Origin of the sequence: Kitasatospora sp. NPDC094015 (assembly GCF_040304075.1) — a bacterium.
Classification (GTDB): domain Bacteria; phylum Actinomycetota; class Actinomycetes; order Streptomycetales; family Streptomycetaceae; genus Kitasatospora.
Genome location: NZ_JBEOUL010000030.1, coordinates 62,540 through 74,928, shown reverse-complemented (window position 1 = coordinate 74,928; position 12,389 = coordinate 62,540). Strand labels below are relative to the sequence as shown.

Genomic DNA, 12,389 nt, shown 5'->3' with positions numbered 1-12,389 from the left:
CCTGACCCCCGCAGCGCCGTGCAGGCCCGGAACAACAGAGCAGCCGACCCACCCGAGGATGGATCGGCTGTCCGGAGGACCGGCTTACCGGTCTGCGCGTCAGCGCGAGACCTTACCGGCCTTGATGCACGAGGTGCAGACGTTGAGCCGCTTCGGCGTCCGCCCAACCACAGCGCGCACCGTCTGGATGTTGGGGTTCCAACGACGAGGGGTACGGCGGTGCGAGTGGGAGATGCTGTTGCCGAAGCCCGGCCCCTTGCCGCAGACGTCGCAGTTGGCAGCCACAGGAGTCACTCCAAGACTTCAGATCAGGTACGTTCGAAAACCCCGGCTGAGCCACCGCCCCACTCGCGTGGGAACGGACCGGTTCAAGGGGGTGAGCCCGGGTTGTTCCAGGCAACCGCAGAAGCATACATCGGGTGCTCCCGCTGAACGAAACTACCATGCTCAGGGCCGTGATCGTGCCCGGCCGCCGGTCGCCGGCCGGCACCGACCGCGCGGGCGGACCGCGGCCGGGCACCGATAACCTGCCAGCATCGCCCTAGCCACCGCGTTCAGTCGCGTTCCCGTGGCGTTCACCCGGAGGAGACCTGGTGCTGGACACGCTCGACGCCCCGGCCGTCCGCACCTGGTACCGGCTGGCGCTCGCCGCACTCGGCCAGGCCCGCGAGGAGATCGACGCGCTCAACGTCTACCCCGTGCCCGACGGCGACACCGGCACCAACCTCTACCTCACCGTCGAATCGGCCGCCGCGCACGGCGAGACCTGCTTCACCGAGCACCCCGAGCCCGGCCTCGGCCCCGCCCTGGCGGCGGTGGCCCGCGGCGCCCTGCTCGGCGCGCGCGGCAACTCCGGGGTGATCCTCGCCCAGTGGCTGCGCGGCCTGTCCGGTGCGCTGGCCGACGGTGGCGGCCCCGCACAGCTGCGGCTCGCCCTGGACGCCGCCGCCCGGGCCGCCTACCAGGCCGTCGCCGACCCGGTCGAGGGCACCCTGCTCACCGTCGCCGCCGCCGCCGCCCGCGGGGCCCGCGACAGCCCCGACGGCCTGCCCGCCGTCGCCGACGCCGCCCACCGGGCCGCCCGCGAGGCGCTGGTGCGCACCCCGCAGCAGCTGGACGTGCTGGCCGAGGCCGGCGTGGTGGACGCCGGCGGGCGCGGACTGGTGGCCGTGCTCGGCGCGCTGCTGGACGCGGTCTGCGGACAGAGCCCGATGGGACCGCTGGCCCTGCGCGGCGAGGCCGCGGTGCCCGCCCCCGGTCCCGCCACGGGCTGCGCCGGCCACGAGCGGCCGGCCGGCCCCGGCCACCCCGCGTTCGAGGTGATCTACCTGCTGGACGCGCCCGACGAGGCGATGCCCGGCCTGCGGACCACGCTGGCCGGGCTCGGCGACTCGCTGGTGGTCGGCGGCGGCGACGGCCTGTGGAACGTCCACGTGCACGTCGACGACGCCGGCGCCGCGGTCGAGGCCGGGGTGGAGGCGGGCCGCCCGTACCGGATCCGGATCACGCACTTCGCGGAGGCCGCGGCCCGGGTCGGCGAGATGCCCGCACCCGCCCCGCAGGGCCGGGCCGTGCTCAGCGTGGTGACCGGCAGCGGGCTCGCCGAACTCTGCGAACAGGCCGGCTCCGCCGTGCTCTTCGCCGACCCCGACCACCCGCCGGCCAGCTCCGAACTGGTCGAGGCGGTCCGGCGCTGCGCCGCCCGCGAGGTCGTCCTGCTGCTGAACGACCCCGAACTGCGCGCCGCCGCCGGCGCCGCCGCCGACCAGCTCCGCGAGGAGGGGCTGCGGATCGCGGTGCTGCCCACCCGCTCCCCGGTCCAGGGGCTCGCGGCGCTCGCCGTGCACGAGCCCGCCCGCCGCTTCGACGAGGACGTGGTCGCCATGACCTCCGCCGCCGGCGCCACCCGCTACGCCGAACTCGCGGTCGCCGAGGGCGAGTCGTGGACCATGGCCGGCGTCTGCCAGGCCGGCGACGTGCTCGGCCTGATCGACGGCGACGTCGCCCTGATCGGCTCCGAGCTGGCCGGCACCGCGGCCACCGTGCTCGCCCGGATGCTGGCCGCCGGCGGCGAACTGGTCACCCTGGTGCTCGGCGAGGGCGCCCCCGACGCGCTCGCCGACCAGCTGGTCGCGCACGCCCGCCGGCAGCGGCCCGAGGTGGACACCGTGGTCTACCTCGGCGGCCAGGAGTCGGCTCCGCTGCTCATCGGGGTGGAGTAGCCCGCACTGTCCGCCCGGTGGTGTCCAATAGGTGCTGATGGGCGCTCTCGATGAACCACTGACCAAGCTGGTCGGCGACCGCACCGCGAAGGTGCTGGCCGACAGCCTCAAGCTGCGCACGGTCGGCGACCTGCTGCACCACTACCCGCGCCGGTACGTCGAACGCGGCTCGCTCACCAGCCTGGACGAGCTGGAGGTGGACGAGCACGTCACGGTGCTGGCCAGGATCGAGAAGGTCACCCTGATCCCGTTCAAGGGACGCAAGGGCGACCGCCTGGAGGTGGTGGTCACCGACGGGCGCAGCCGGCTCAGCCTGGTCTTCTTCAACCAGGGCTGGCGGCAGAAGGAGCTGCGCCCCGGCGCCCAGGGCCTGTTCGCGGGCAAGGTCGGCCTGTTCAACCGCACCCGCCAGCTCGCCTCCCCGGACTACCAGCTGCTGGACGAGGAGGCCGGCTCCGACGCCGCCGAGCAGTTCGCCGGCCGGCTGATCCCGGTCTACCCGGCCAGCGCCCAGCTGCCCAGCTGGAAGCTGGAGCTGTGCGTGCGCACGGCGCTGGACAAGCACCTCGGCGACGTGGGGGAGCCGCTGCCGGCCGCCCTGCGCGACAAGCACGAGCTGATCCCGCTGCCCGAGGCGCTGGAGCTGATCCACCGGCCCCGCAACCAGGCCGACCGGGAGCGGGCCCAGAGCCGGCTGCGCTGGGACGAGGCCTTCGTGCTCCAGGTCGCGCTGGCCCAGCGCCGGGCCGCCGACTCCGCGCTGCCCGCGGTGGCCCGCCGGGCCGCCCCCGGCGGCCTGCTCGACGCCTTCGACGCCCGGCTGCCGTTCACTCTGACCGAGGGCCAGCACACGGTCTGCGGCGAGGTCTTCGCCGACCTGGCGAGCGAGCACCCGATGCACCGGCTGCTGCAGGGCGAGGTCGGCTCGGGCAAGACCCTGGTGGCGCTGCGCGCGATGCTCGCGGTGGTCGACGCCGGCGGCCAGGCCGCGCTGCTCGCCCCGACCGAGGTGCTGGCCCAGCAGCACCACCGCTCGATCGTCGAGATGATGGGCGACCTCGCCGAGGGCGGCATGCTCGGCGGCTCCGAGCTGGGCACCAAGGTCGCGCTGCTGACCGGCTCGATGGGTGCGCCGGCCCGGCGGCAGGTGCTGCTGGACATGGCCTGCGGCGACGCCGGCATCGCGATCGGCACCCACGCGCTGATCGAGGACAAGGTGCAGTTCCAGGACCTCGGCCTGGTGGTGGTGGACGAGCAGCACCGGTTCGGCGTCGAGCAGCGCGACGCGCTGCGCGCCAAGGGCGGGCAGCCGCCGCACCTGCTGGTGATGACGGCGACCCCGATCCCGCGCACCGTCGCGATGACCGTCTTCGGCGACCTGGAGACCTCGGTCCTCGACCAGCTGCCGGCCGGCCGCTCGCCGATCTCCACCCACGTGGTGCCCGCGGTGGAGAAGCCCAACTTCCTCGCCCGCGCCTGGGAGCGGGTCCGCGAGGAGGTCGGCAAGGGCCACCAGGCGTACGTGGTCTGCCCGCGGATCGGGGACGAGCCGGACGATCCGAAGAAGCGCCGCAAGGCGCTGCCGGACGACCCGGAGGACCTGGGCGCGGCCTCCGACGAGCGCCGCCCGCCGCTGTCCGTGGTGGAGACCGCCGAGATGCTCGGCAAGGGTCCGCTGGCCGGCCTGCGGGTGGAGATCCTGCACGGGCGCCTCGCGCCGGAGGCCAAGGACGAGGTGATGCGGCGGTTCACCGCCGGCCAGGTCGACGTGCTGGTCGCCACCACCGTGATCGAGGTCGGCGTCAACGTGCCCAACTCCACCGCCATGGTGATCATGGACGCGGACCGGTTCGGCGTCTCCCAGCTGCACCAGCTCCGCGGCCGGGTCGGCCGGGGCACCGCCCCGGGCCTGTGCCTGCTGGTCAGCGACATGCCCGCGGCCAGCGCGGCGCGGGCCCGGCTGGACGCGGTGGCCGGCACGCTGGACGGCTTCGAGCTGTCCCGGATCGACCTGGAGCAGCGCCGCGAGGGCGACGTGCTCGGGCAGGCCCAGTCGGGCGTGAAGTCCTCGCTCAAGGTGCTCTCGGTGCTGGAGGACGAGGAGGTCATCGCCACCGCCCGGGAGGAGGCCACCGCGCTGGTCGCCGACGACCCGGACCTGGCCCGCCACCCCGAGCTGCGGACGGCGCTGGAGAGCCTGCTGGACGAGGACCGCGCGGAGTACCTGGAGAAGGGCTGAGCCGATCGCCGCTGGTCGGTCGCCGCGGTCCGGCGGCCGGGCCGGTATAGCGTGGTGGCTGCCCCAGGAAAGGACCCTCCCCGCTCATGACCCGCGTGATCGCCGGTACGGCCGGCGGCCGTCGACTGGCCGTGCCGCCCGGCCGGACCACCCGCCCGACCTCCGACAAGGCCCGGGAGGCGATGTTCTCCACGCTGGCGGCGCTGCGCGGCACCGTCCACGGCGCCCGGATGCTCGACCTGTTCGGCGGCTCGGGCGCGGTCGGCCTGGAGGCGCTGTCCCGGGGGGCCGAGCACGTGCTGCTGGTCGAGGCCGACCCGTCCGCCGCCCGGGTGATCCGGGAGAACGTCCGCACCCTCGGCCTGCCCGGCGCCGAGGTGCGCGCCGACCGGGCCGAGCGGGTGGTCGCCGGGAGCCCGCCCGCCGGCGCCCCGTACGACCTGGTCTTCCTCGATCCGCCCTACTCGGTGACCGATCAGGAGGTGTGCGAGATGCTGATCACACTCCGCTCGGGGGGCTGGCTCGACGACGAGGTTCTCGTCACCGTGGAACGCAGCACCCGGGGCGGCGAGTTCGGCTGGCCGGAGGGTTTCGAGCCGCTGCGCTCGCGCCGCTACGGCGAGGGCACCCTCTGGTACGGTCGCGCCGCCGCCGAGGCCGACCAGCACCCGTAGCCCCAGTTACCCCCACAAGGGAGTGCACGCCATGCGCCGCGCCGTCTGTCCGGGGTCCTTCGACCCCATCACCAACGGACACCTCGACATCATCGAGCGGGCCTCGAAGCTGTACGACGTGGTCCATGTCGCCGTGCTGATCAACCGGAACAAGCAGGGCATGTTCACGGTCGAGGAGCGGATCGCGCTGATCGAGGAGACCTGCGCGCCGTACGGCAACATCGAGGTCGAGGCGCACAGCGGCCTGCTGGTGGACTTCTGCCGGGAGCGCGGCATCCCGGCCATCATCAAGGGCCTGCGGGCGGTCAGCGACTTCGACTACGAGCTGCAGATGGCGCAGATGAACCACGGCCTCAGCGGCGTCGAGACGCTCTTCGTGCCGACCTCGCCCACCTACAGCTTCCTGTCCTCCTCGCTGGTCAAGGAGGTCGCCGCGTACGGCGGTGACGTCTCCCACCTGCTGCCCGAGGTGGTCAACAGCCGGCTGGTGGCGCGGATCGCCGAGCGGCGGGGCTGATCGGGGCAAGCCGGACCTTCCTGGCGAACCGTCACAACACGTCCCCCTGTCGGGCGGCGCCCGGGCCACGGGCGTTGTGAGCTCCGGGCGCAGTGGCCGTACAGTCTGTACTCCCGCCCCGTGGGCGCTGCCGAGCCGACGGGGACTGCCTCCGCCGCACCTCGGCGGCACACGGAAAGACTGATGCGCTCGTGGACGTGCAGCAGAAACTCGACGAGATCGTCGCCGTGGTGGAGAACGCCCGCGCGATGCCGATGTCGGCGTCCTGCGTGGTCAACCGGGCCGAACTGGTCGGGCTGCTCCGCGACCTGCGTGACACCATGCCGGCCGAACTGGCCCAGGCGCAGTCGGTGGTCGCCGACCACCAGCAGATGGTGGCCGACGCGCACGCCCAGGCCGACCAGATCATCCGCGGGGCGCACGACGAGCGCGGCTCGCTGATCTCCGACACCGAGGTGGTCCGTAAGGCCCAGGCCGAGGCGGACCGGATCCTCGGCGAGGCCCGCGCCGAGGTGGAGACCAAGCGCGCCGAGGCCGACGACTACGTCGACAGCAAGCTGGCCAACTTCGAGGTCGTCCTCACCAAGACGCTCGGCGCGGTCGGCCGCGGCCGGCAGAAGCTGCGCGGCGCGGCCGGCGTCTACGAGTCCGACGCGGAGGGGGAGGCCGAGGGCGAGGAGTTCCAGCCGCACGCCACCCCGAGCCCCGAGGTCGACGAGTACGTCGATGTGAAGCTCGCCACCCTGGAGGTCGTGCTCAGCAAGACCCTCCAGGCCGTCGGCAAGGGCCGCGACAAGCTCCTCGGCAAGGCGCCCATCGACGAGCTGGGCGCCTACCTGGCCGCCGCCGACGAGGCCCAGCAGCTGAAGATCCGCGCCGAGGCGGTCGCCTCCGGCTTCGCCGAGGACGGCGAGGAGCAGCCCTGGTACCGCGAGGAGGCCGTCCCGCAGCAGCAGAGCTGGCCGGAGCAGACCCCCGCCGCGGCCGGCTGGCAGGCCCCCGGCGAGGAGCAGTACGCGGCCACCACCCAGTACGCCGAGGTCTACCAGGGCGGCTACGACCCGGCCGGCGCCCCGCAGACCGACGGCTGGGGCAACCCGATCACGGACGGTACCGCCGGCGGCGGGTACGGCTACCAGCAGCAGCCCGCCTACCCGGGCCAGGACCCGTACTACCAGCAGCAGCCCGGCTACCCGCAGGCGCAGCAGTACGACGCCTGGGGCAACCCGGTGCCGGACGGCGGCGGCTACCCGCAGGAGCACGGGCAGCAGCAGGCCCAGGGACACCAGCAGGGCCACGGACACCAGCAGCACCAGCAGGCCCAGGGGCACTCCCAGGTGCCGCACCAGGGCGGCCTGGACGAGACCAGCTTCTTCGACACCAGCATGATCGACATGACCAGGCTGCGGGAGCTCGGCGGCCGCTGAGCGGCGGGGGGCGCGGGCCCGAAGTTGGGCCTGGCCCCACTCTCCGGTAGTCTGACCACTCGGCCTGTTCCGGGGCCGTCTGCTGCCCGCAACTCGGCGGCAACACATTCTTCAGGAAAACCTGCGGCACCCACGGCTGTGCGTGCCGCCGCCAGGAAGTCAGGACACCTTGAACCGCCTCGACCACCGCGACCCGCTCGTGTTCGACACGCATGAGCTCGGCCGTCGCCCCGGTTCGCTGCGCCGGGTATCCCGCACCCTGACGGCCCCCGAGGGGCTGGGCATCGAAGACGTGATCGGCGTCCCGGAAACCTCCGAGATCATCCTCGAGCTGCGGATGGAATCCGTGGTCGAGGGCGTGCTGGTGACCGGCACCGCCGAGGCCCGCGTCGAGGGCGAGTGCGTGCGCTGCCTGGAGCCGGTCGACGACGACCTGGAGGTCGACTTCCAGGAGCTGTACTACTACCCGGAGTCCGACGACCGCGGCCGTGGCCGCGCGGCGGGCGCCGACGAGGACCTCGACGAGGACTCGGAAGACGAGACTTACCGCCTGGAGGGCGATTACTTCGACCTCCAGCCGGTGCTGCGTGACGCGGTGGTGCTCGCACTGCCGCTGCAGCCGGTGTGCCAGGACGACTGCCTGGGTCTGTGCGTCGAGTGCGGCGCACGCCTGAGCGACGACCCGTCGCACCACCACGACGCCGCCGACCCCCGGTGGGCGGCACTGCAGGGACTCTCCGCCGCCCCCGGCGACGAGGGTGACGGGATCAAGAACAGCGGTACCCGTGAGGGTCTCGCCGAGAACCAGGAGAAGTAGCCGTGGCTGTTCCGAAGCGGAAGATGTCGCGCAGCAACACGCGCCACCGCCGGTCCAACTGGAAGGCCGTCGTTCCGGCCCTCGTGGCGTGCGACCGCTGCCACGAGCCGAAGCTCGGTCACCTCGCGTGCCCCAGCTGCGGCACGTACAACCGCCGCCAGGTCCTCTCGGTCTGATCGGCAGGGTGCACGGATCGATGTCGGAGAGCAACTCCCCCCGCAAGCAGGCTCCCACCGCGAAGGACTCTTCGAACGGGGGCAAGGGCAGTGGGCCGGCCTCGACCGAATACGACGTCCTGGAAGGGCGCCTCGGGCACACGCTCGAGCGCGCCCTTCTGGTGCGTGCCCTGACCCACCGCAGCTACGCCTACGAGAACGGCGGGCTGCCCACCAACGAGCGCCTGGAGTTCCTCGGCGACTCGGTGCTGGGCCTGGTGGTGACGGACACCCTCTACCGCCTCCACCCGGAGGTCGCGGAGGGCACGCTCGCCAAGCTGCGCGCCGCGGTGGTCAATTCCCGCGCGCTCGCCGAGGTCGGCCGCGGCCTGGACCTCGGCGCCTTCATCCGGCTCGGCAAGGGTGAGGAGGGGACCGGTGGACGCGACAAGTCCTCGATCCTCGCCGACACCGTCGAGGCCGTGATCGGCGCCGTCTACCTGGACCGGGGCCTGGACGCCGCCACCGTGTTCGTCCACACCCTCTTCGACCCGCTGATCGCGGAGTCCGCCCAGCTCGGCGCCGGCCTGGACTGGAAGACCAGCCTCCAGGAACTCACCGCCTCGGTGGGGATCGGCGTGCCGGAGTACGTGGTCACCGAATCCGGTCCGGACCACGAGAAGACCTTCGCCGCCGCCGCCCGGGTGGCCGGCGAGGACTTCGGGCACGGCAGCGGCCGGTCGAAGAAGGAAGCAGAGCAGAAGGCCGCGGAGAGCGCCTGGCGGGCCATCAAGGCCAAGTACGCCGACGACCGCCCCGGCGCAGCCGTCTGAACCCGGCCGGGGGGCCGAAGTGCCTGAACTTCCCGAGGTAGAGGTGGTCCGGCGCGGCCTGGCCCGCTGGGCCGCCGGCCGTACCGTGGCCGAGGTCGAGGTGCTGCATCCGCGCTCCGTGCGCCGGCAGCCCGGCGGCGCCGCGGAGTTCGCCGCCCGGCTCACCGGCAGCACGCTGGGGGAGGCCCAGCGGCGCGGCAAGTACCTCTGGGTGCCGCTCGGCGACCACCAATCGATGATCGGCCACCTCGGGATGAGCGGCCAGCTGCTGGTCCAGGACCCGGACGTGCCGGACGAGACCCACCTGCGGGTGCGGCTGCGCTTCACCGACCGGGGCCGCGAGCTGCGCTTCGTCGATCAGCGGACCTTCGGCGGCCTGGCCGTCGAGGAGGCCGAGCCGGACGACCCCGAGCACACCCCGGTCTCCATCGCGCACATCGCCCGCGACCCGCTCGACCCGCGCTTCGACGACGGCGCCTTCGTGACGGCGCTGCGGGCCAAGCGGACCACGGTCAAGCGGGCCCTGCTCGACCAGACGCTGATCAGCGGGGTCGGCAACATCTACGCCGACGAGTCGCTGTGGCGCTCCGGACTGCACTACGACCGGCCGACCGCCACCCTGACCCGTCCGCAGGGGAACCTGCTGCTCGGGCACGCCCGGGACGTGATGAGCGCGGCGCTGGCCGTCGGCGGCACCAGCTTCGACAGCCTCTACGTCAACGTGAACGGGGAGAGCGGGTACTTCTCCCGCGAGCTGGACGCCTACGGGCGCGAGGGGGAGCCCTGCCGCCGCTGCGGGACGGCGATCCGCCGCGACCCGTGGATGAACCGTTCCAGCTACTTCTGCCCCCGCTGCCAACGGGCCCCCCGCCCCCGCTAGAGCCTCCGCTGAGGGGCGCGGGGAACTGCGCGAATCCGGAGTGACGGCGCCGCACCTCCCGTCCTGCGCAGTTCCCCGCGCCCCTGGGTGTTGCCCGGCCGAGCACGGGGTGCCGCCGGCAGCGCGGCTCAGTGGCCGGCCGGCTCCGGGAGCTTGGGCTGGGCGCCGTGCTCCTCCGCCTCGCTCTGGCCGAAGTAGGCCACCCCCACCGCGCTCACCACCGCGACCAGGAAGCCGAGCACCGCCAGCCAGCCGAGCCCGTCCTTCGAGGTGTCGCCCAGCCACAGCACGCCGATCGCCCCCGGCACCACGGTCTCGCCGACCACCAGCGCCGCGGTCGCCCCGTTCACCGAGCCGACCTGCAGCGCGACCGTGTGCAGGTACATCCCGCCGATCCCGCCGACCAGGATCGCGTACAGCGCCGGGTCGCCCAGCAGCTGCCCGAGGTCGAACGGCTGGACGCCGTTGAGGATCCGCACCCCGACCCCCAGCGCCCCGAACCCGAGCCCCGACAGCAGACCGGCCACGATCGCGGCGCCCCGGCCGAGCCGCCGTACCAGCAGGCTGCCGCCGGCGATCAGCACCACCGAGCCGATCAGCAGCCACCAGTGGAAGGCCATCGCCGCGTGGTGCCCGCCCTCGGGCCCGGCCGCTGCGGCGAGCATCACCAGGGCCCCGCAGAGCACCGCGATCGAGATCCACTCCAGCTGCTTCAGCCGCAGGCCGAGCAGCTTGATGCTGAGCAGGGCGGTGATCACCAGGTTGGCGCTGATGATGGTCTGGGAGAGGAACAGCGGCAGCAGCCGGGCGGCCAGCGCGCCCAGCCCGAAGCCGATCAGGTCGAGCACCGTGCCGACGATGAACTCCCAGGTGACCGCGGCCTTGGCGGTCGAGGCGAGGCTCGGCCCGCCGTGCTCGGTGGACCCGGCCGCCGCACCCCGGGCGGCCGTCTCCTCGCGGGCGGAGCGCCGGGTGCCGACGGCCTGCAGGACGGAGCCGGTGCCGTAGCAGACGGAGGCCGCAACGGCGGTGACGAGTCCGATGATCACCGGGAAAGCTCCGATCGGGGCGGGTCGAGGCGGGTCAGGGGGAGGGGAAGCAGGGACCACTATGCCTGGTCGCGGCCCCGGATGATCTCCCCGGAGGCCAAGTCCGGTCGGTCGGCGGGGGTGGCTCCGCCTGCGGTAGGGGCACACCACCGGCCCCGCCGGGTACCGTCGGTCCCATGAGAACCGTTTCCCGCCGGATCCCGGGTATCGCCCCGGCCGTCCTGCCGGCCGCGCTGGTGGCGCTGCTGCTCGGCCTGCTGCTGGCCCTCGCCGGCCCGGCCTCGGCCGCCGGGTCCGGGGTGGACCAGGCCGCCGCCGCCCTCAAGCAGGGCCAGGTCTACGTCGACCCGGCGATGACCGGCCGGTTCTCCGAGGCCCAGGCGGCCGCGCTCACCAAGAAGATCGAGCAGGCCGACAAGCCGATCTTCGTCGCGGTGGTGCCGGCCGACGACAGCTACCCGGCCAGGACGGTCGCCCAGGACCTGCGGACCAAGGTCGGCATCGTCGGCGTCTACGCGATCTGGCGCGGCGACCAGTTCCGCGCCTTCGCCGACCGGCAGGCGCTGGCGCCCGCGGCCGCCGACCGGATCGCCGGCGCGGCCGCCCGCTCCCACCCCGGTGACATCGACGGCACCCTGAACGACTTCGTCTCCCAGGCCGAGCCCCAGACCAAGGGCCACGGCGTCGGCTCGGACGGTGTGAGCGCCGCCGCGATCGCGGTCCCACTCGCCCTGCTGGCGCTGGCCGGTGCCGGTACCTTCCTGCTGTTCCGCCGCTCCAAGCGCCGCAAGCTCGACCGGCAGCGGGCCGAACTGGCCCAGCTGCGGACGGTGGTGGACGAGGACATCACCGCCTTCGGCGAGGAGCTGGACCGGCTGGAGTTCAGCCCCGGCGCCGCCGATGCGGACGACGACCAGCGGGCCGACTACAGCCGGGCGCTGGACGCCTACGAGCGCGCCAAGCAGACCATGGACGCGGCGAAGCGCCCGGAGGACGTCCGGCCCGTCACCGAGGCGCTGGCGGACGGCCGGTTCTCGCTGGCGACGCTGGCCGCCCGGCGCGAGCACCGCGCGCTGCCCGAGCGCCGGGTGCCGTGCTTCTTCGACCCGCGGCACGGCCCGTCGGTGCAGGACGCGCAGTGGGCCCCGGCCGGCGGCGCACCGCGTTCCGTCCCGGTCTGCGCCGCCGACGCCGCCCGGCTGGCCGACGGCCGGGACCCGGACGTGCGCACCGTGCAGACCGAGCACGGCAGCCAGCCGTACTGGAACGCCGGCCCGGCCTACAGCCCCTGGGCGGGCGGCTACTTCGGTTCCGGCATCCTGCCGGGTCTGCTGGTCGGCACCGTGCTCGGCTCGGCGATGTCCTCCGGCTCGGCGTGGGCCGCCACCCCGGGCGGCTTCGACGGCTCGAACGGGGTGGACCCGGGCGACTACTCGGGCGCCGACTTCAACTCCTCCGACTTCGGCGGCTTCGACGACCAGGGCGGCGGCGGGGACTTCGGCGGTGGTGGCGACTTCGGGGGTGGCGGCGGTGGCGACTTCGGTGGCTTCTGAGTCCCGCGGCTGCCGTTAGGGTC

Annotated in this window: 12 protein-coding genes; 10 read left to right on the top strand and 2 right to left on the bottom strand. The window is 73.7% G+C overall.

Features of this window, described 5'->3' with window-relative positions:
• Nucleotides 1-99: 99 nt before the first annotated feature.
• Nucleotides 100-285: a 50S ribosomal protein L28 gene (gene rpmB, locus ABT014_RS28065; RefSeq protein ID WP_073813963.1), complete on the bottom strand. Its 186-nt coding sequence runs from the start codon at nt 283-285 to the stop codon at nt 100-102.
• Between the two features lie 308 nt (nt 286-593).
• On the opposite strand from rpmB, the gene ABT014_RS28060 reads away from it, so the two are divergent.
• The 9 genes from ABT014_RS28060 (at nt 594) to mutM (ending at nt 9,764) form a co-directional block, all read left to right on the top strand.
• Nucleotides 594-2,222, top strand: coding sequence for a DAK2 domain-containing protein (locus ABT014_RS28060; protein ID WP_350641999.1), 1,629 nt, complete (start codon nt 594-596; stop codon nt 2,220-2,222).
• A 37-nt stretch (nt 2,223-2,259) separates the two neighbouring features.
• Nucleotides 2,260-4,461 (top strand): ATP-dependent DNA helicase RecG, encoded by a 2,202-nt coding sequence (gene recG / locus ABT014_RS28055; RefSeq protein ID WP_350641998.1) that lies wholly within the window; start codon nt 2,260-2,262, stop codon nt 4,459-4,461.
• Nucleotides 4,462-4,547: 86 nt separating this feature from the next.
• The gene (rsmD, locus tag ABT014_RS28050) at nt 4,548-5,135 is read left to right on the top strand and encodes a 16S rRNA (guanine(966)-N(2))-methyltransferase RsmD (protein ID WP_350641997.1); all 588 of its coding nucleotides are present in this window, start codon (nt 4,548-4,550) and stop codon (nt 5,133-5,135) included.
• Nucleotides 5,136-5,166: 31 nt separating this feature from the next.
• Entirely contained in the window at nt 5,167-5,652 is a 486-nt protein-coding gene (gene coaD, locus ABT014_RS28045) for a pantetheine-phosphate adenylyltransferase (RefSeq protein ID WP_350641996.1), read from the top strand.
• 191 nt (nt 5,653-5,843) lie between these two features.
• Nucleotides 5,844-7,079, top strand: a complete 1,236-nt coding sequence (locus ABT014_RS28040; protein WP_350641995.1) for a F0F1 ATP synthase subunit B — start codon at nt 5,844-5,846, stop codon at nt 7,077-7,079.
• A 169-nt stretch (nt 7,080-7,248) separates the two neighbouring features.
• Nucleotides 7,249-7,896, top strand: coding sequence for a YceD family protein (locus ABT014_RS28035; RefSeq protein WP_350641994.1), 648 nt, complete (start codon nt 7,249-7,251; stop codon nt 7,894-7,896).
• A gap of 2 nt (nt 7,897-7,898) precedes the next feature.
• On the top strand, nt 7,899-8,072 hold the full coding sequence (gene rpmF / locus ABT014_RS28030; protein ID WP_350641993.1) for a 50S ribosomal protein L32: 174 nt from the start codon (nt 7,899-7,901) through the stop codon (nt 8,070-8,072).
• Between the two features lie 20 nt (nt 8,073-8,092).
• Nucleotides 8,093-8,884, top strand: coding sequence for a ribonuclease III (gene rnc / locus ABT014_RS28025; protein WP_350641992.1), 792 nt, complete (start codon nt 8,093-8,095; stop codon nt 8,882-8,884).
• Between the two features lie 19 nt (nt 8,885-8,903).
• A complete protein-coding gene (gene mutM / locus ABT014_RS28020) occupies nt 8,904-9,764 on the top strand; it encodes a bifunctional DNA-formamidopyrimidine glycosylase/DNA-(apurinic or apyrimidinic site) lyase (RefSeq protein ID WP_350641991.1) in 861 nt (286 codons plus the stop codon).
• A 128-nt stretch (nt 9,765-9,892) separates the two neighbouring features.
• Here the strand turns inward: mutM and ABT014_RS28015 are convergent, their stop codons facing one another.
• Complete coding sequence (locus ABT014_RS28015) at nt 9,893-10,813, bottom strand: DMT family protein (protein ID WP_350641990.1); 921 nt, start codon at nt 10,811-10,813, stop codon at nt 9,893-9,895.
• 176 nt (nt 10,814-10,989) lie between these two features.
• Here ABT014_RS28015 and ABT014_RS28010 point away from each other — a divergent pair, with 176 nt between their 5' ends.
• Entirely contained in the window at nt 10,990-12,366 is a 1,377-nt protein-coding gene (locus tag ABT014_RS28010; RefSeq protein ID WP_350641989.1) for a hypothetical protein, read from the top strand.
• Nucleotides 12,367-12,389: the final 23 nt, after the last annotated feature.